Raw genomic sequence first — 17,131 nt, forward strand, 5'->3', positions numbered from 1 at the left:
AAGCACTTAGCAGTCCCTAGATAAATCTGGGCTAGTCTAAGTGCTTATTTATTAGGTAATTGAGTCTAAGTAATTTAGTACTAGAGAACGGATTCTACCCACGTCAATGATAGTGGCATCCATGTTGCAACCGCTGGATTGATCTCTCCAACACGTTCTGTTGCTGAAATTGCTCGAGCGGTCGCCAGACCATGAACACCTGCTGGATAAACATGAACTTCGAAGGGAATCTGATGTCTATCTAATGTCTGTGCATAGTTTAAGGTGTTGGAAACAGGGACCAAGTGATCATTTGCTGTATGGAACAAAAATGTTGGAGGGGTTAACACTCCGACACCTAGGTTTGCATCTTGAAAGCTTGTCTCGGTAGGAATCCATTGTTGAAGTTCCGGTGGGTAAGTAGTTTGTAATGAAGCGAGTTCAAGCAAGGGGTAGCCTAGAATAGTCCCATTAATCTTCAATTTATTTGAATCAAGATCGTAATGTTTTAAAAAAACTTGATCGTTGATAGCTGAATTCATCATAGCGGCTACAGAACCGCCAGCTGAAAAGCCCGCAGTAATTATTTTTTCGGGGTTGATATCATATTTTTGAAAATTATTGCGAAAATGTTCGATTGCGCTAAACCCGCACAATGCAGCGTTCGGAAATAACGGTACTTGTTTTGTCAGTAAATTATAGTGTACAAGCGCGACATTAAAGCCTTCGCTCAAGTAGTATAAAGCGATGGGCTCTTGTTCTCTTTCGGAAAGGGACGTAAATCCTCCTCCTGCAAAAATCAACATGAGGGGATGTTGTTTTGCTTGATCTATAACGGTTCTTTGGTAAAACGTTGCTTCAAAAACCAAGCCATTTTTATTTTCCAAGGGTATCGTTAGTATGTTCATTATTAATTTCTCCAATCTTTTTAAATTTTAGAGCGAACGAATAGAAATCGCCATGTTTTTGTTGATTCACCCAAATGCCAAGATGCATCAATTCGGCACCAGAAGCGCTAATCTCTCCGCTTTCATTTTGATAGATTGTGTTTGGATCTAATCCGCGCAATTTTAATGGTTTGAAAGCAGGTTCTGGTTGCTGTAATGTTTGGAAATAATAGACGAGGCATTCTGTTTGATCCTTGGAAATGAATGACCAAGCGGCATCATTATTTTCAAAAGGGGAAAGGAGACGGATGAAATCCCCGAATTGAATCAACGTGCGATTTTCTTTGTAAAATCTTATTTTTTCTTTTAACATATTTAGGTCATGAATACTGAGTTTTGCTAGGTCTAGTTCTAGGCCTAATAATCCAGAGCTTGCGACATGACTTCTTGTCTCAATTGAGGTGTTTCTTCGAGTTTGATGACTTGGGACATCCGCGATATGTGCCCCCATGGTCGAAATCGGGTAGACAGTGCTTGTTCCATATTGGATTTTGATACGAGAGACAGGGTCTGTGTTATCGCTTGTCCAAACCTGAGGCATATAATACAACATTCCTGCATCAAAACGCCCGCCGCCGCCTGCACAGGATTCGAAGAGAATATTTGGGAATTCTTGTGTGAGCTTTTCAAGCAAAGCGTATAGACCTAGGATATATCGATGGGCAACTTCCCCTTGTTTAGAGGAGGTTAATCGTTGCGAGAAGATGTCTGTCATGTTCCGATTCATATCCCATTTTACATAATCTATTTCAATAGAAGAAAAAAGTTTCTTTAATTGATGGTATAAGTTGTCTTGAACCTCCTGTCGCGATAGATCCAAAACAAATTGATCTCTGCCAGGAGCAGCGGGCCTTTCCGGAACCTTTAAGATCCAATCAGGATGTTCTTGGAAAAGAATGCTATCTTCAGAAACCATTTCCGGCTCTACCCAGATTCCAAATTTGAGTCCTTTATCATGGACTTCCTGACTAAAATGGTTCAATCCGCCAGCGATTTTATTCGGGTATTCAAACCAATCACCGAGGGAAGAACGGTCATCATCGCGATGCCCGAACCAGCCATCATCTAGCACAAACATTTCAACACCGATCTCTTTTGCTCGATCCAGAATCCTAGCAAGTCGAGCGTGATCAAAATCAAAAAATGTCGCCTCCCAATTATTAATGAGCACTGGGCGTTCTTGCTTTTTATAGTTGCTGCGAACTAAATGATTCTCGATGATTTCGTAGAAAGTAGAAGAAAGCTCATGTAAACCGTGATTGCTGTAAGTTAGTAATACTTCTGGAGCTTGAAAGGAATTTCCAGGAGTCAATTCCCAACAAAAGTTCAACGAACTTATCCCGATTTGTGTTCGAATTTGGTCAAATGAATCTTTTTCAATAATGCTTTCATGGTTTCCAGAGTAAATCAATAAGAATCCAAAAGCATCACCAGTTGATTCTGTAGTGTGTGGGCGGGTCAATGCAAAAAATGGGTTTTGATGGTGACTTGATGCCCCTCGATTACTAGTGAGTTTGACTGATCCAGAAGGGATTTTTGTCGTTTCCATCATTCGTTCTCTGGAATAACCGCCTGGAAGATGTAATAGTTCAAAATCTTCTTTAGCAAAGTCTAACGAAACACTACTTACTTTTTCTAATTGAATCGTTTTTATTGAGTGATTATGGACTTGGACAGAACGAGCAATTCCGGATAGGTTTTGAAAAATCGTATAGTTTAATTGTACTTGAATATTGCTGAATGAATCTTTGAGAAAGATGATCAAGGTTTCAGAACTTTCACCAAAGGTTTGAGGAAGACCAGTTAAATCAGGTTTTCCATTCATTATTTTGTGATAATCGTAACGCAATGATAAGGCATAGGAACCGTCTTCATTACGAACTTGGATCGCCGGTGTACGAAAATCTCCAGAGCCAAAGGTCGGATATTCTTGAGGTAGGGTGTCTAGTGAAAATAATCTATTTTGAGCATCTGGCAAATTTGGGGAGAAGGAACGGTCCATTCGCGGATACTTTCTCAAATTTGAATAACTTGGTAAGGCAGGGCCGTAGTAGAGATGACTTAAAATATTGTCTTCTTCGACTTGCATAAGATAACTAACTTTGTTGTTGGATAGATGAAACACGTGTTTTTCTTGATCAAATGAAATCATGTTATTTCCTCACATTCTAACGAAAAAGCGGCTAATCGAAATCAGCCGCGTTATTCTATTTTATTAAGGTTTTTTGGGCTTAGCCATCGCTTGTTCTTCGGTCATATCATCATTGTATCCCCAGAAATAGGCAACAAGAAAACCGACAACGGTTGTTACGATGCTTGCCGCTAAGAAAATCCAAAAATTTTGATCAATTCCTTTATCGGGATTAATGAAAGAAGCAAAACCGATCCATGATCCGGCCCAGCCCCACATCTTCCCATGGAATAGCCCTGTAATGAGGCCACCAAAAGCAGATCCAATCAAGCCCGAAATAAACACTTTACGATATTTCAAGTTTATCCCATAAATAGCTGGTTCGGTTACCCCTGCAAAGGCAGAAATCGTTGCACCGATACCTAGTTCACGCAGAGAAGTTTTCTTGGTTTTCAAAGCGACTGCTAATACAGCAGCTCCTTGACCAATCATGGTTGTTGAGACGATTGCATTCCATAATGAATAGTGCAAAGTAGCAAAGTCGTTTAATGCAATTGGTGCTAAACCCCAGTGCAATCCGAAAATAACGAGCAGCTGGTAAATACCGCCAATGATAAAGCCAGAGATTGGTCCAGAAACTTCCAATAACCATTGGATACCGTGGGCTAAAACATTTGACACACCTAGAATGATTGGTCCAGTTACATAAAGGGTGATGCCGCTAATAACAAAGATTGTAATCAATGGAACGAAAATCAGTCGTAAGTAGTTTGGCAAAATGCGTTTCAAAAATTTTTCTAATTTTGCTGCTAAAAAGACCGCTAAGATCATTGGGAAAATCGAATACGTATAGCTTAATAAAGGAACATCCAAACCACCAATAGAAAGCAAAGAAGGGGTCTGACCAACAGCTTTTCCAGCAACTAGATTTAGTAGATTAGGGTGGACTAACACACCGCCGATGGTTGCGCCGATAATAATATCTGAACCAAGTTTACGGGCAGCGGTGACGCCAACCATGATTGGTAGAAAGACAAAAATCGCGTCGCCCATCGCATTGATTACAGTAAAAGTGATTGAATCTGAAGAGATTAATGGTAAAATATTAACACCCGGTACTTGCATTGTTAGTAATGCAAGCAAGCCTTTTGTGATACCGGCAGCTGCCAAAGCGCCTACAATTGGGCTCATGGAACCGGTAATAAAACCAATTAAATCATTAAAGCTATTTTTGACGGTAGTGAATAATGATTGGTGATCCTGTGGAATATCTGCAGTAGTTGCTGCAACAACTGCTGCAGTTGCTTCAGGATCAGCTTTATCTGATCCCAATTGTTTGATGGCTTCATCGTAGACATCTTCGACAGCTGAACCGATAACAACTTGATATTGACCTTGAGCCTTGCGGACATCAATAACACCGTCAAGGTTTTTTATTTTGTCTGTTTTTGCGATGTCTTCATCCTTCAGATAGAAACGAAGGCGGGTGATGCAATGTATTAGACTGCTGACGTTTTCATCGCCTCCAACACCATCAATAATTTCTTTTGCTAAAGCGGAATAATCTACTTTTTCAGCCATGTCAAACATGCTCCTTTTTCATTTGTAATGTTGTAATAATGTCACCAGCTTTTTTGAACCCAGTTTTCAATACGAAATCCATTTCGTTGGCAGGATTGTCTGTGAAAACAACGATTACATCGGTCGCTAATCCATGCTCATTTACCATAGATAAATCCATCGTTCCCAATAGTTGCCCACCCTCTAAAATATCACCAACGTGAATATGAAGATCAAAAGGCTTGCCATTCAACTCGACCGTGTCTACGCCCATATGAATAAGAACTTCATAGCCATTTTTCATCCTTAATCCAATAGCGTGTTTGGTGTTGGAAATGATAATGACTTCTCCAGCAACAGGACTTCTAACAGTATTTTTTGTAGGAAGTACAGCAAAGCCGTCCCCCATCGTTTTATTTGCGAAAACGCTATCAGAAGTTTCCTCGATTGGAATAACCTCACCATCAGCGGGTGCGTAGACATTTAGGTCATGGATCAGCACCGGTTTTTTCTTTCCAAAAATGTGGAACATTTCTATTCCTTCTCTCTACTTATTTATAAAATCGTTGTAACGAAAATTTTGAGCAGTGTATTTTGTTGCGGACACCATCAATAAATCAGAATTGTTTAGATAGGTTTTCTCTTTGATCACTCCTAATGGGTCCCCAGCTTGTATTTCTAAATATTGAGCATCTATAAAATCAGCCGATTCAATAATGATCTCACGTTTTATAAATCCTAAGGGCTGATCAAGTTTTGTTTCAAGAAAGCCATCTAGGTTGCCTGTAATATCTTCTTCTTTCAAATCGGGAACTAAATCAGAAACAATATACGTGTATTTAAGAAAATCCGGTGTTCGATTAATAAAAGACAACTGTCCTATTTTGGTGAAAGACAATAAATTCAATATTTCATTTGGATCATGGATAAATTGTTTTACAGAGAGTTGGACATGTGAAAATTCCACCACTTTATATTGTCTCTGGGGAAGTGCTGCAGCTTTTTTTAAGTCTAAAGCGTTCACTTCAGTTGAGATTGGTTGACCAAGAACTAGTGATCCTTTTCCGCGGATTTTCTGGATCATTCCTTCTTGGGTCAATAAATTTAAGGCTTTCCGAATGGTTTCCCGCGAAACTTTGTAGTACTCACTCAACTGAGGTTCGCTCGGAAGAAAGCTGCCAACTTCAAAATTTCCTGAAATGATCTCTCCCGCAAGATCATCATAGATTACGCGAAATTTTCGAGAAATCATAGATATTATCCTCCTTTCTGACAGAAAACGTTTTCGCTTCATGAAGAAAATTTAGCACATGTCTATACAAGTGTCAATTCGAAATTATAGTGCTTTGCTTTAAGGAGTATTTCTTGCTATTCAATTTAGAATAAATTTTTATTTTTAAAATAACTCTTTAAATAAATTTGAAAAACTCAATTGTTATCGAAATATATTAATAAGGAGACGGAATAGAGATCTATAAAATAATCCTTTTCTTGATGAATGAGAGAAAAAATATTGGTCGGATATTTTATTTTGTCAAATAAATGAAAATAAAAATATAATATTGGATATTTCACGATTGTTTAAAAAATGCATCGTGTCTCCATAGCTGTACTAGAGTGCTGATCGTAAAATTTAGATTGTAAAACCTGAATCATCATTAGGGATGTTAATGGATAAAAAAGACTTTATCCATTGTTGAAAAGCCAGTATAATAAAAGGAAAGGGAGGCGTTTTCAATGAAAAAAATTTCTTTAGTTGTCGGGCTCTTTTTCAGTTGTCTTTTACTATTCGGTTTTTCTCTCGAAGCTTCCGCAAGTGTAGGAATTTATCGTTTGTACAATCCAAACTCAGGTGAACATTTTTACACCGCTGAGTTGGAAGAATCTAGACATTTACGAAGAGTTGGCTGGAGGGAAGAACAAATAGGCTGGTTTGCGCCAAATCCACATACGGGTGCTCCTGTTTACCGTTTATACAATCCAAACGCTGGCGATCATCATTACACCATGAACAGCTATGAAGCTGCACATTTAGAAAAAGTGGGCTGGAGGGACGAGGGAACAGCGTTTGTATCTGCTTTTTCAAATCAGCCGAGAGTTCCTATCTATCGTCTGTACAATCCGAATGCCAAAGAAGGCGCTCATCACTATACACCGGATTCAAATGAACGTGATCACCTTGTTAGAGTTGGTTGGCGTTCAGAGGGGATTGGCTTCTACGCAGAGACTGCTGAGTAATAGTACTGAAATTTTTTCTGATAGTGAGAAACTTGTGTTTAATAATTCGAACATACAGAGCGAAATTCGTTCTGTATGTTTTTTTATAAGATAAGGCTTATTCAGTTTACTGACAATCGTTCGTGTTTAGTAAGATTATTGAAAGTAATATGGCGCCAACCCAGTTTGTTTTACTAGTTTGAAAGAAAAATAAATACAAGAGTTACGTCGAGTTATTAAGAAAAAGAAGTGAAACTTAATATTGTTGATAGATAAAACAGTGAATGTTCATGTTTTTTTGCTTTTTCCATTCATTCATGTTATGGTAACTAAGTAATACTTTGATATGTGACTAGGTGGTTATCTATGATTTTAAGATACTTTTTTATTACACATCATTTTTTATTACAAATAAACACAGTTGATGTGTAATTGGAGGTACTTTATATGAATAAAGGTACAGTAAAATGGTTTAATGCAGACAAAGGTTTCGGTTTTATCACTGGAGAAGATGGAAATGACGTTTTCGCTCATTTCTCAGCTATCCAAGGCGACGGATTCAAATCTTTGGACGAAGGTCAAGCAGTAACTTTCGATGTTGAAGAAGGCCAACGCGGCTTACAAGCTACAAACATTGTAAAAGACTAAAACTGTTGTATAGACGGATGACTAAGGAGATCGGAAACGGTCTTCTTTTTTTATAATATTTGAAGGAGGATATTCAATTGGCAAACACCTATGGATTTAAATCTCCAAAGCCCTCTTTTTTAGGAGAGCGCTTCTCGATAGGGCAAGAAGTATATTTCGAATATAAAGAAGAAACGCAGCTAGGAATAGTTAAGAGTAAATTGAACAATTCCGCGATCGTCAAAATTATTAAAAGTGAAACAGAAGATTTCATTGATTTTACGACGGTTATTAGTTATGGCGACCTAGTTGATCCCGATACCAGCTTTTAATAATACTTGATTATAAAAAAACGACCTTAGCGCTTTAAAATGGACCCTAGATAATAGACACCGATAAAAAAACCGTCGGTGAAACTATTATCTAGGGTATTTTTGTCGTACAATCAACTTAATCAAGCAGGTGATAAAAGATGAGCATAAACCATTTTTCGAAGGATCAGATGAAGGAATTTCAATACAATCCATATGTAGATAAAGTCTCGAGCAAAGCTGTGACTTATTCGGAGGAATTCAAAAACCTTTTTTTGGTGGAATACTCGAAAGGAAAATTACCAACCCAAATTTTTATTGAGGCTGGGTTTGATCCATCTGTTCTTGGCAGGGATCGTATTGCCAATTTTTCGAAGCGAATCCGCAAGATGGGGAATCGTCCAGAGGGGGTAACGGATCTTCGAGGTCAAAACTCTGGTCGTCCTCGTGAAAAAGACCGAACAAAAAACGAAGAAATTGCCTATCTCCGCCATCAAGTTGCTTTACAAAAGCAACAGATAGAAGCGTTAAAAAAAACGAATTCTATCAATCGCAAGGCGGCCAAAACTATAGCCAAGAGAAATTCCAACTAATTCAAACATTGATTTCACGTGACAATAATCTATTGAATATCTCGTGGGTATGCGAAATTGCGCAAGTTTCAAGATCGGGTTACTACGCATGGTTGAGTCGACAGGACAAGCGCGAGGAGCGAGAACTCAAAGATCGAGCTGAGTTTGAATGGATTCTTAAAGCATATAATAAGAGGGGCTATAAAAAGGGCTCCCGAGGAATCCATATGACATTGCTTCAGATGGGAATTCTGATGAACCGTAAGAAAGTTCAGCGGTTAATGCGAAAATTTAATTTGGTTTGCCCTATCCGCAAAGCGAATCCATATCTTAGAATGACTCAAGCGAAAAAGGAATCAGTCACGAAACCAAACATCGTGGATCGCAAATTCAAAGAGCTTGGACCACAGAGAATCTTATTAACTGACATCACCTACTTATTTTACGGTCGAGGCAAGAAAGCTTATTTATCAACGATAAAAGATGCTTATACAAATCAAATTCTTTCTTACGTATTGAGTGATTCTTTAGAGGTCGATTTTGTGTTGGAAACAATCCAACAGTTGTTTGAGAAGCATTCGATTCCCAAGAACAAAAATACCCTCATCCATTCAGATCAGGGTACCCACTACACGAGCATAAAATTTCAAACATTAATTGAAAATCATCAATTACGCCAGTCCATGTCTCGACGTGGGAACTGCTGGGATAACGCACCTCAAGAATCCTTCTTTGGACATATGAAGGACGAATTACCCATCCTAGGTGCCATTAATTCGTTTAGCGAGCTTTCCTCAGTCATCGATGACTATATGGACTACTATAACAATGAGCGCTACCAATGGGGACTAGTAAAGTTGTCACCTAATCAATATGCGGATTTTATCAAAACGGGAGAATATCCCCTGAAAAATCTGGTGAAGACGCCCAGTCTTTCTCAACTGGTTTGAGAGAATCGCCATAAGCTTGTTCAAAACGTTCGCGGTATCTCTCATCGAGCAACTCAAACTGTCCTGGTTTGAAAAGATCATCACTATCTGCATCCGGGTCGCACATCAGTTGGACATAGAATCCATCGAAATCATTCATACTATAATTGGATTAAGCAAACCTGCACTCTTAGTATTTGAGTGCGGGTTTGCTTAATCGCTCCTCCTATGACCTCATCATAGAAAGATTTTCAACACTTTTATACGGTTTTTTATTGATTGTCCTTGACTTGGGGTCCGCTTTACTTGTTCGCTAGGGTCGTTTTTATTCATCGAAAAATTCAAAAACACCGATGGTTCCATTTGCTCGAAAAAGAATACGATAATTTTTGTAAGAAAGTCCTTCCTCATACATACGAGCGTAAACCTTAACAGCATGCTCCAAAGACTCTTTGTTGATTCCTAAAAAATCAGCGCATTCCCAAACGGTAGAAAAGCGTTCTTTATGACAGTCGATAATATCTTGCGGGGTAACTATCAAAGTAGCACCGACGTCGCGGGCTTTCTGTTCTTGCTTACGCTGTTCGTTGGTGTCTTGCAGCGTGATATCTCCTGAGCTTGTTAAGTAATGGGCGATTTCCTCGGCAACTGTATCCGTCAATTCTTCAGAAGTTTGACGAGGATTCAAGTATACATGGTTATTGATATACAATCCTTTTTGTCCATCTGGCATAGAAGGATCAAAAATATAATTGATTCCTTGAAAATGAGCCATTAATTTCTCTGCTTTATCCATTCAATCAATCCTTTTTTGCGTGTTTCTGTTTAATAAAATCAATATAGTTTAGAATGTCTTCCATTTGTTCCTCGGTCACTTCTTCATCGATATGTGCTGCCACAGTCATTTGTTTGGTGGAAAAAGATTTTTTTGACTCTCGACCATGTAAATAATCCAAAGTGACATTGAAGAAATCAGCAATGCTATTTTGTGTTTCTATATCTGGTGTTCGTTTCCCTTGCTCATAGGAGGCGTAAGTAGTTTTAGCGATCCCGAGTTTTCTGGCCATGTCTAATTGTGTCAGGTGTGGAGTTCTTTTTCTTAACTCTTTTAGTTGTTGTGCAAACATAATAACACTCCCTTCTTTCCTATAGTAACACAAATCGTCTAACTTTTTCGATAAAAATCAGCCGTTTTGTGGACAAAACGATTTACAGAGTACGCGAAATGTATTACCATTGATTTATAAAAAAGATTATGAAGAGTTATTAAAGGAATTTAGTATTAAAAATAATACGGAATTTTTTGTTTCAAACAAGAGCTACTTAAAGGAGGAGAGCCTGTGGAAAAATGGAAGAAGGACTATTTGAAAGGAATTTTACAAGACTACCCTAAAATGGAAGATTACTACTTAGAAAGAAAAGAAAAATTACTGCTTCATAATAAATCAACTCAGCAACATATGCCTACAGATACCAAAAATAAAAAGTTATTGATTTCTATTTCTTTGGATCGGCAATTAATCAATTTGGAACGAAATCAAAAAATTATTTCAATGTGCTTGGACAACGCGACTTTCGAAACAAGAGAGATCATCGAATTACTTTACATGACGAATAAACAAAAGGTCAACCTTGACTTAGCTGCTGATCAAGTTTTTTTGAGTAAACGCCAAGTGATTCGTCTACGTGATGCTTTTTTTGAAGAATTGGCAGAACATCTAGGTATTTGATGTCTTTTTTTTGGCAACAAAACAAACATACGTTCGTATATAGTGTAGATAGATCAAACAGAAAGGAATGAAATGCATGAACAAACGAGCGTTTATTTTGAATTTGGGCGGGAAAACATAGAAGTATGTTTTGGAGGGAGGAAACAAGAACTTTAATAGTTTGGAAGAAGTTTTAAAAACGGTTTTTTCTATTTTTCAGATGGTTAATGGTTTGTTTTTCAGCGTGAAAGGAAAATTACGAAATCACTAATTGAATCAAATTGTTCTTCTGAATTACCTAGAAGACCAGTAAAAAAAATGAATAGATTCAGGAAAGCTGGTGAAGCATGGATAACTTTATTTCAACGTTTCTCAATAATCCTGAAAGCATCGGATTTCCAGTGCTTTTTGTATTTCTATTAGTGTGGGTGATGAAGCAGAACAATGCGCGAGAAGAACGCTATTTAAATACAATCGATGATTTGACAGAGTCACTCAAGAAAATAGAGAGAATTGAGACAGCGGTCAATCATATAAATGAAAGGATAGGAGAACATGGATGAGGTTTTGACGCATATTTTGGCAACTGGAGTAAGTTTTTCCCCAATCATGATGATTATCATAGAAGGGATCAAACAAACTCGATTAGTGGATACAAGATTCTTGCCTATCGTATCATTACTATTAGGAGCAATTTTTGGAATAGCAATGAGTTTTTTCTTTAATCAATCATTAGGAGAGTTAGCATTGGGCGGACTTGTTGCTGGCGGTATGGCATGTGGATTGTATGATGCCACTAATAAATATCGGTTGAGAAGTGAAATCTAAATAAATTAAATGACGTAAGAGAGGAGTTGAAGTATGAATGGGTGACATTAATAAGATGGTCCAATGGATGAAGGACCGAGAAGGAAAAGTGACGTACAGTCAAAGTAATCGATTAGGGCCAAATAGTTATGATTGTAGTTCCGCCGTTTATTCAGCATTGATTGCTGGCGGATTCATTCCATCAGGTAGTATGGGATGGACTGGCTCGTTACACGATGTAACACTACCATCAATTGCTACAAAAATTTCTCGTTCAGAGTGTAAAATAGGCGATATATTTTTATCGAAATATTGGGCAAATGATGGGCATACTGGGATTTTTATAGATAACAAAACAATTATTCATTGTTCGTATGGAAGAAATGGTATTTATGCGACTCCGGCAGATGGAGGCTATATGGGTTATGAACCTATTGAATACTATCGATTAAAAACTACAAGCAGCGAAACAGAAGAAAATACAGAAAACGAAGGAGAGAAAAAAATGTATATTTATTGGAAGCAACAAAAAATTAGTTCATCTACTTATGATGCATATTTATTAAATGGAAATAAAAGAATGTATATTAAAGATAATACACTGCTAAACGAATGTCGTGTATTAGTACGACTATACGGAGATGATACAAAAGAAGAACGATTTTACAATGATGCTTTTCGAGTTTTGGCCTTAGAGGCTACAACGGATCTTGTAGAATTTAAGTATTATGCAAATAAATAACAACGAAAACCCCAGGCGAAATTAATTCATCTGGGTTTTTTTCATTAAATTAACTTTTCTCCGCCTTCACTATCAGCATCATCGGACGACGCATTTCATCCTTCATACCTGGAAGGTCAATCATATTCTCTGGTGGCATTGGTTCGACGATCCGTTTGATCTGAAAGCCATTTATTAACAGATCATCTAGATAAGTAGTCAACGTGCGATGATATTTTGTGACATCGCTGCCGAGAAAGTGGGCAGTGCGTTTTCCTTCATAAAAATATTGGTCGACAGGGAAGTGAGCGATTTTTCCTTGTTCGTCATAGAACCAATCCTGCGAGCCTTCCGCAGTAAAAATTGGATGCTCCACTGAGAAGATTAGTTGGCCACCGGTAATTAACCATTCAGCGATATTTTTTGCTAATTTTTCAAAGTCTGCAATATAATGAATCGCTAAGGAACTGATCACGATGTCAAAACTATCCGGATCAAAGTTCACCTCATCAATACTATCACGCAGATAAGTAATGGTATCAAAGGTATTTTTTTGACGAGCAACCTCAAGCATTTTTTCAGATAGATCTACACCTAGGACTGATCTTGCACCGTGTTCAGCTGCATAAAGACAGTGCCAACCATACCCGCAGCCTAGATCGAGCACCCGTTTCCCCCTGAAATCTGGCAAAAGTCTTTCTAAAGTTTGCCATTCCCCGGCACCTTCTAAGCCTTGTTGGCTGCGATTCATCTGATTATATTTTTCAAAAAAGTTTTCGTTATCGTAAATAGTAGTCATTATTATTCCTCCATGTAATTTGTGTATTTATTAAACTACATGGAGCGTATCTCTTTTGTGAGCGATCATTTTAAAAATCCTCGCTTTCGTTAAATTTCGTTCATCCAATACGTACGGTCGATCGGTTCGACAAAAATTTCAAATTCAATGGACTCGTTTTCAATAATATGAGTAATCCCGTGTACCAGTAAAAACTTATCTGGCTGGCTCAATTGTAGGGTATCACCCACTTGTGGAATCAAAGAAAGGTCAATCGTACGTTCTTCCTTTCGGGTGAGGATATTTTTTAAGCTGGCTTTGTACATGTCTGTCCCTCCAATTGCACTACTGTGTAAACATGTCTAGTTTAACACACAAAAGAGGGAGAAAGAGGTACTTTTTTGTTTTGAGGAAGCCAGTTTTCTAAAAACAACGAAAGCTATTTATTTGTAGTACACGGATTATTCCTTTGTAAAAACTATCAGCCATCAGTCAATTTCAATCGTCTGCGAAAAGTTGGACGAACAAAAAAGACCGAGCCAAAAGGCAACGGTCTGCAAGTGAAAAACAAATTCTATAAAGGATGGGTAATACCCGCCTTTTACTATAAATGGAAAAGGCTTTCTTTGCAAATTTTTTGCTCAAAAAAAGCCGTCGCAGGGCAACGACGGCTGGAGTCCTGGGAAGGAACTCGGATAAACAAATGAACTACTGTAACCTTAACGGATTGACAAAAGAGATACAAGAAAAATGCTCAGGAAAAGCCAGAAAAATTTTAAAACGTGAACAGTGGACTATTTCTTTAGTAGATCATTTATATATTTGGCTAATAAATCCTGTATGCAGTAAATTACTCGAAAAAAATTTACGATTTGCTCGGTTTAACAATTAAATGAAAAGTTGATATCGTTTCACAGATCACTTATTTTCCTTTATAATTTAATTAAGGAGGCGGTTACAATGATTCGTAAATACAAAAATATTTTAGTAGCAATTGATGGGTCTGAGCATTCAGAGCATGCTTTTGAAGAAGCCGTTGAAGCAGCCAAGCGCCATGATGCCAAACTGAATGTTATTTCAATCATTAACGACAGTGAACTCTCCACCAGTGCTTTTTCTTTCAGCAAAATTTATGCGGCAGAAAAAGAGCAAGTTGAAAAAGAAATGTTGAAAAAAGTTCATGATGCGTCTCGAAAAGAATTAGAAAATATTGAGCCTTTTGTTGATTTAGGTAGTCCAAAAGAAAAAATCGTTGAGTTTGCTAAAGACAATGATATCGATATGATCTACCTAGGTGCTACAGGAAAAGGGGAGATCAGTTTATCACGAATCGGATCTACTGCGGCTTTTGTTGTCAATCATGCGCCATGCAGTGTAACGGTCATTCGCTAATTAAAATAGGAATAGGATGGGGATATTATGATCAGTAGATATAAGAATATCATGGTTGCTGTAGACGGATCCGATCAGTCAGAAGGCGCGTTTTTCGAAGCGATTGGAGCGGCTAGACGAAATGAAGCGAAATTATATGTCGTACAGGTGATCGATGATTCCAGTATTTTGATGAGCAGTGCCCAACCAATGGACGATATCTTAGCTGAAGAGTCGCAGCGAGCGAAACAATATTTAGAAAAACTGGCTGAACGTGGGCGTTACCAGAATATGGAACTCATTCAATTTATTGGGAATCCGAAAAAAGCTTTAACGGAAGAATTACCTAAACAATACGATATTGATTTGATTTATGTCGGGGCAACTGGAAAGGGACGTTTCCAACGTTTATTGGTAGGCTCCACGAGTGGTTATATTGTTAATCACGCGCCTTGTAATGTGATGGTTGTGCGATAAAAAGCGAGAGTTTGACGAGGAATTTAATCGTCAAACTCTTTTTTTCTGCAAAATTCAAGTTTTATCGGTTTTACTAAAGCACTGCGAAAGACAAAAAAAGGCACCTACCGTGGATTCACAGCAGGTGCTTTTAACGCAATATTGCGTCTTTCATTGAGGAGTCACTCCCATTTTCGTTTTAAGGATATTACTTCTAATGATCCCTATTTCGTTTTTTGCAATTCTTGTACCGCTTTTTCAATCGTTACGCCAGTTGCTACATGATTTTTATCATTTTTGTCGAAGACGATAAAAAGATTTAAATCAGTATTCAATGTGACACGGTATTGCATCTTTGTGTTATCGAATGTCATAATTATTCTCCTTTCTTATAGTGACGAAAGGCAACTATCACGATGATAACGAAATTCCAATCACTATTCTAGCATAAAAAACACACTATTACTAACAAAAAGTGTGTAAATTTCTCTGGGAATCTAAGAACTTATCTAAACCTTAACCATTGTTCTTTAAAGATATGGAAAACGTTAAAATAGCATAAAATTCCAATGTTTCGAGGGTTTTTCTTTGTTGTATTTATCAATAGACCGTATAATTTCCGATGGACTATTAATGTTAGGTGATGAAATGAAGAAAAAAAGAATTATTTTCTTGCTGATTATTTTTGCGTTAGCCAGCGGTGGTTTCTATTTTGCAAAAGGAAAAGATGAAATCACGGAATTAATTGAACAGCCGCAGCAAAAAGATAAAATCGTAATGGATGTTCCATTAGAGAGTCAATTCGATGGCGATGCGTTGGAAAATGGTTGTGAAGTGACTGCACTTTCGATGTTATTACAGTATTACGGTTATGATACGAATAAGAATGAACTGGCTGACGAATTAGACTATCAACCTTTGTATACAGAATCTGGAAATCATGGAAATCCCCATTTAGGTTTTGTTGGAGATATTACTGGCGGGGATGAAGCGATGGGCGTTGCTGTTGAACCGATCGCAAAGCTAGCAAATGAATATGTTGGTGATGATTATCGTGTCATTGCGAACGAAAAAACATCGTTTAATAAAATAATGAACATCGTTGCTAGTGGAAAACCCGTTTGGATCATTGCGACAGTTGACTTTCAAGTTCCGAAAGATTCTGACTGGCTGCTGTGGGAAACGGATCAAGGCAGTATGTATGTTACGCCGTTGATTCATTCTGCTGTCATTACGGGCTTTGATCGCGAGAAAAAGGTTGTTTATGTGAATGATCCCTATGGTTACAAAAATCGAGAAATTGATTGGTCAGATCTAAAAGAGATTTATCACGAATCAGATCAGCAGTCTTTATATCTAGAAAAAAATTAAGCTCTTTTGCCGCTTCGGTTTTCTCCGAGGTGTTTTTTTCTGTCTTGGAAAAAAGTATCACCCACTATAAAGCGTATTGCAACAAGTTTTTGAATTAAGGAAGGGCTTACAAAGGCCCTTTTACTTGCTATACTAAGATAAAAGGGGGACGGCTCAATGAAAGAACGCTATTATAATATTTTGGCAGCAGTAGATGGCTCTCCGCAGGCACATCAGGCTTTAATGGAAGCAGTTGAAGCCGCACAAAGGAACAATGCACGTTTATACATCGCACAAGTCATCAACAGCAGTGGGCTTTTAATTAATAGTGCAACACCTGTGTCCCAGATCATCGAGGAAGAAAAGCAGGCAGCGATCAAATTATTAGAAGAAGAGGTTGCAAGCATTAACTACTATAATAAACAGTTGGTGACTTGTGTAGGCAGTCCTAAAAAGGCCCTTTGTTTTGACTTGCCAGCAACATACAAAATTGATCTGATTTACATGGGAGCGACAGGAAAAGGTGCAGTTGAACGTATGCTAGTGGGATCTACTACTGATTATGTTGTTAACAATGCACCATGTAATGTAATGGTTGTTAAATAGAAGTAGAGAATTCGCCAGCAGAGAACTGCTGGTTTTTCCTTGACCTTCACGTTACGTAAA

Annotated in this window: 23 protein-coding genes; 13 read left to right on the plus strand and 10 right to left on the minus strand. The window is 37.8% G+C overall.

The window, feature by feature from the left end:
• Window positions 1-80 precede the first annotated feature (80 nt).
• From IGI38_RS16205 to IGI38_RS16225, 5 genes are all read right to left on the minus strand, one after another.
• A complete protein-coding gene (locus tag IGI38_RS16205) occupies window positions 81-887 on the minus strand; it encodes an alpha/beta hydrolase (protein ID WP_438732475.1) in 807 nt (268 codons plus the stop codon).
• The gene (locus IGI38_RS16210) at window positions 856-3,078 is read right to left on the minus strand and encodes an alpha-galactosidase (protein WP_438732477.1); all 2,223 of its coding nucleotides are present in this window, start codon (window positions 3,076-3,078) and stop codon (window positions 856-858) included. The genes IGI38_RS16205 and IGI38_RS16210 overlap by 32 nt, the downstream gene beginning before the upstream one ends.
• Before the next feature lie 63 nt (window positions 3,079-3,141).
• Window positions 3,142-4,638 (minus strand): PTS transporter subunit EIIC, encoded by a 1,497-nt coding sequence (locus tag IGI38_RS16215; RefSeq protein ID WP_438732479.1) that lies wholly within the window; start codon window positions 4,636-4,638, stop codon window positions 3,142-3,144.
• Between the two features lies 1 nt (window position 4,639).
• Complete coding sequence (locus IGI38_RS16220) at window positions 4,640-5,149, minus strand: PTS sugar transporter subunit IIA (RefSeq protein WP_438732481.1); 510 nt, start codon at window positions 5,147-5,149, stop codon at window positions 4,640-4,642.
• A 15-nt stretch (window positions 5,150-5,164) separates the two neighbouring features.
• Complete coding sequence (locus tag IGI38_RS16225) at window positions 5,165-5,869, minus strand: GntR family transcriptional regulator (RefSeq protein WP_438732483.1); 705 nt, start codon at window positions 5,867-5,869, stop codon at window positions 5,165-5,167.
• A gap of 485 nt (window positions 5,870-6,354) precedes the next feature.
• Here IGI38_RS16225 and IGI38_RS16230 point away from each other — a divergent pair, with 485 nt between their 5' ends.
• From IGI38_RS16230 to IGI38_RS16250, 5 genes are all read left to right on the plus strand, one after another.
• Window positions 6,355-6,855, plus strand: coding sequence for a hypothetical protein (locus IGI38_RS16230; RefSeq protein WP_438732485.1), 501 nt, complete (start codon window positions 6,355-6,357; stop codon window positions 6,853-6,855).
• A 426-nt stretch (window positions 6,856-7,281) separates the two neighbouring features.
• Window positions 7,282-7,482 carry a cold-shock protein gene (locus tag IGI38_RS16235; protein WP_438732487.1) on the plus strand — a complete coding sequence of 67 codons (201 nt, stop codon included), beginning with the start codon at window positions 7,282-7,284 and terminating at the stop codon, window positions 7,480-7,482.
• 77 nt (window positions 7,483-7,559) lie between these two features.
• Window positions 7,560-7,793, plus strand: coding sequence for a hypothetical protein (locus tag IGI38_RS16240; RefSeq protein WP_438732488.1), 234 nt, complete (start codon window positions 7,560-7,562; stop codon window positions 7,791-7,793).
• Window positions 7,794-7,933: 140 nt separating this feature from the next.
• Complete coding sequence (locus IGI38_RS16245) at window positions 7,934-8,365, plus strand: HTH domain-containing protein (protein ID WP_438732490.1); 432 nt, start codon at window positions 7,934-7,936, stop codon at window positions 8,363-8,365.
• Window positions 8,365-9,294 (plus strand): IS3 family transposase, encoded by a 930-nt coding sequence (locus IGI38_RS16250; RefSeq protein ID WP_438733392.1) that lies wholly within the window; start codon window positions 8,365-8,367, stop codon window positions 9,292-9,294. Before IGI38_RS16245 ends, IGI38_RS16250 begins: the two co-directional genes overlap by 1 nt.
• Window positions 9,295-9,598: 304 nt before the next feature.
• Here the strand turns inward: IGI38_RS16250 and IGI38_RS16255 are convergent, their stop codons facing one another.
• Both IGI38_RS16255 and IGI38_RS16260 read right to left on the minus strand, forming a co-directional pair.
• Complete coding sequence (locus IGI38_RS16255) at window positions 9,599-10,069, minus strand: ImmA/IrrE family metallo-endopeptidase (RefSeq protein WP_438732492.1); 471 nt, start codon at window positions 10,067-10,069, stop codon at window positions 9,599-9,601.
• Between the two features lie 4 nt (window positions 10,070-10,073).
• Entirely contained in the window at window positions 10,074-10,400 is a 327-nt protein-coding gene (locus IGI38_RS16260) for a helix-turn-helix domain-containing protein (RefSeq protein WP_438732494.1), read from the minus strand.
• 213 nt (window positions 10,401-10,613) lie between these two features.
• Between IGI38_RS16260 and IGI38_RS16265 the strand changes: the two genes are divergently transcribed.
• The 4 genes from IGI38_RS16265 to IGI38_RS16280 all read left to right on the plus strand — a co-directional run bounded on the left by IGI38_RS16265 (window position 10,614) and on the right by IGI38_RS16280 (window position 12,531).
• Window positions 10,614-11,003: a transcriptional regulator gene (locus IGI38_RS16265; protein WP_438732496.1), complete on the plus strand. Its 390-nt coding sequence runs from the start codon at window positions 10,614-10,616 to the stop codon at window positions 11,001-11,003.
• Window positions 11,004-11,329: 326 nt separating this feature from the next.
• Window positions 11,330-11,545, plus strand: a complete 216-nt coding sequence (locus tag IGI38_RS16270) for a BhlA/UviB family holin-like peptide (RefSeq protein ID WP_438732498.1) — start codon at window positions 11,330-11,332, stop codon at window positions 11,543-11,545.
• Entirely contained in the window at window positions 11,538-11,810 is a 273-nt protein-coding gene (locus tag IGI38_RS16275; RefSeq protein WP_438732500.1) for a holin, read from the plus strand. Before IGI38_RS16270 ends, IGI38_RS16275 begins: the two co-directional genes overlap by 8 nt.
• A 37-nt stretch (window positions 11,811-11,847) precedes the next feature.
• Window positions 11,848-12,531, plus strand: coding sequence for a peptidoglycan amidohydrolase family protein (locus IGI38_RS16280; RefSeq protein WP_438732502.1), 684 nt, complete (start codon window positions 11,848-11,850; stop codon window positions 12,529-12,531).
• A 49-nt stretch (window positions 12,532-12,580) separates the two neighbouring features.
• On the opposite strand, the gene IGI38_RS16285 is transcribed toward IGI38_RS16280, so the two are convergent.
• Window positions 12,581-13,309, minus strand: a complete 729-nt coding sequence (locus IGI38_RS16285; protein ID WP_438732504.1) for a class I SAM-dependent methyltransferase — start codon at window positions 13,307-13,309, stop codon at window positions 12,581-12,583.
• 89 nt (window positions 13,310-13,398) lie between these two features.
• Entirely contained in the window at window positions 13,399-13,614 is a 216-nt protein-coding gene (locus tag IGI38_RS16290; protein ID WP_438732506.1) for a hypothetical protein, read from the minus strand.
• 634 nt (window positions 13,615-14,248) lie between these two features.
• On the opposite strand from IGI38_RS16290, the gene IGI38_RS16295 reads away from it, so the two are divergent.
• The gene (locus IGI38_RS16295) at window positions 14,249-14,680 is read left to right on the plus strand and encodes a universal stress protein (protein WP_438732508.1); all 432 of its coding nucleotides are present in this window, start codon (window positions 14,249-14,251) and stop codon (window positions 14,678-14,680) included.
• 27 nt (window positions 14,681-14,707) lie between these two features.
• Complete coding sequence (locus IGI38_RS16300; protein WP_438732509.1) at window positions 14,708-15,136, plus strand: universal stress protein; 429 nt, start codon at window positions 14,708-14,710, stop codon at window positions 15,134-15,136.
• 203 nt (window positions 15,137-15,339) lie between these two features.
• Here the strand turns inward: IGI38_RS16300 and IGI38_RS16305 are convergent, their stop codons facing one another.
• On the minus strand, window positions 15,340-15,489 hold the full coding sequence (locus IGI38_RS16305; protein ID WP_438732511.1) for a hypothetical protein: 150 nt from the start codon (window positions 15,487-15,489) through the stop codon (window positions 15,340-15,342).
• Window positions 15,490-15,763: 274 nt separating this feature from the next.
• On the opposite strand from IGI38_RS16305, the gene IGI38_RS16310 reads away from it, so the two are divergent.
• Complete coding sequence (locus tag IGI38_RS16310) at window positions 15,764-16,486, plus strand: C39 family peptidase (protein WP_438732513.1); 723 nt, start codon at window positions 15,764-15,766, stop codon at window positions 16,484-16,486.
• 156 nt (window positions 16,487-16,642) lie between these two features.
• Complete coding sequence (locus tag IGI38_RS16315) at window positions 16,643-17,071, plus strand: universal stress protein (protein ID WP_438732515.1); 429 nt, start codon at window positions 16,643-16,645, stop codon at window positions 17,069-17,071.
• Window positions 17,072-17,131: the final 60 nt, after the last annotated feature.

Source organism: Enterococcus sp. AZ128 (assembly GCF_051714485.1).
In the GTDB taxonomy this organism is placed as follows: Bacteria; Bacillota; Bacilli; order Lactobacillales; family Enterococcaceae; genus Enterococcus_A.

What these genes read in the sequence shown, in the direction of transcription:
- IGI38_RS16285 (WP_438732504.1), bottom strand. Translation starts at nt 13,309, where the DNA reads ATGACTACTATTTACGATAACGAAAACTTTTTTGAAAAATATAATCAG.
- IGI38_RS16225 (WP_438732483.1), bottom strand. Translation starts at nt 5,869, where the DNA reads ATGATTTCTCGAAAATTTCGCGTAATCTATGATGATCTTGCGGGAGAG.
- IGI38_RS16235 (WP_438732487.1), top strand. Translation starts at nt 7,282, where the DNA reads ATGAATAAAGGTACAGTAAAATGGTTTAATGCAGACAAAGGTTTCGGT.
- IGI38_RS16315 (WP_438732515.1), top strand. Translation starts at nt 16,643, where the DNA reads ATGAAAGAACGCTATTATAATATTTTGGCAGCAGTAGATGGCTCTCCG.
- IGI38_RS16300 (WP_438732509.1), top strand. Translation starts at nt 14,708, where the DNA reads ATGATCAGTAGATATAAGAATATCATGGTTGCTGTAGACGGATCCGAT.
- IGI38_RS16310 (WP_438732513.1), top strand. Translation starts at nt 15,764, where the DNA reads ATGAAGAAAAAAAGAATTATTTTCTTGCTGATTATTTTTGCGTTAGCC.
- IGI38_RS16290 (WP_438732506.1), bottom strand. Translation starts at nt 13,614, where the DNA reads ATGTACAAAGCCAGCTTAAAAAATATCCTCACCCGAAAGGAAGAACGT.
- IGI38_RS16245 (WP_438732490.1), top strand. Translation starts at nt 7,934, where the DNA reads ATGAGCATAAACCATTTTTCGAAGGATCAGATGAAGGAATTTCAATAC.
- IGI38_RS16270 (WP_438732498.1), top strand. Translation starts at nt 11,330, where the DNA reads ATGGATAACTTTATTTCAACGTTTCTCAATAATCCTGAAAGCATCGGA.
- IGI38_RS16275 (WP_438732500.1), top strand. Translation starts at nt 11,538, where the DNA reads ATGGATGAGGTTTTGACGCATATTTTGGCAACTGGAGTAAGTTTTTCC.
- IGI38_RS16280 (WP_438732502.1), top strand. Translation starts at nt 11,848, where the DNA reads ATGGGTGACATTAATAAGATGGTCCAATGGATGAAGGACCGAGAAGGA.
- IGI38_RS16255 (WP_438732492.1), bottom strand. Translation starts at nt 10,069, where the DNA reads ATGGATAAAGCAGAGAAATTAATGGCTCATTTTCAAGGAATCAATTAT.
- IGI38_RS16210 (WP_438732477.1), bottom strand. Translation starts at nt 3,078, where the DNA reads ATGATTTCATTTGATCAAGAAAAACACGTGTTTCATCTATCCAACAAC.
- IGI38_RS16305 (WP_438732511.1), bottom strand. Translation starts at nt 15,489, where the DNA reads ATGACATTCGATAACACAAAGATGCAATACCGTGTCACATTGAATACT.
- IGI38_RS16205 (WP_438732475.1), bottom strand. Translation starts at nt 887, where the DNA reads ATGAACATACTAACGATACCCTTGGAAAATAAAAATGGCTTGGTTTTT.
- IGI38_RS16230 (WP_438732485.1), top strand. Translation starts at nt 6,355, where the DNA reads ATGAAAAAAATTTCTTTAGTTGTCGGGCTCTTTTTCAGTTGTCTTTTA.
- IGI38_RS16220 (WP_438732481.1), bottom strand. Translation starts at nt 5,149, where the DNA reads ATGTTCCACATTTTTGGAAAGAAAAAACCGGTGCTGATCCATGACCTA.
- IGI38_RS16215 (WP_438732479.1), bottom strand. Translation starts at nt 4,638, where the DNA reads ATGGCTGAAAAAGTAGATTATTCCGCTTTAGCAAAAGAAATTATTGAT.
- IGI38_RS16295 (WP_438732508.1), top strand. Translation starts at nt 14,249, where the DNA reads ATGATTCGTAAATACAAAAATATTTTAGTAGCAATTGATGGGTCTGAG.
- IGI38_RS16260 (WP_438732494.1), bottom strand. Translation starts at nt 10,400, where the DNA reads ATGTTTGCACAACAACTAAAAGAGTTAAGAAAAAGAACTCCACACCTG.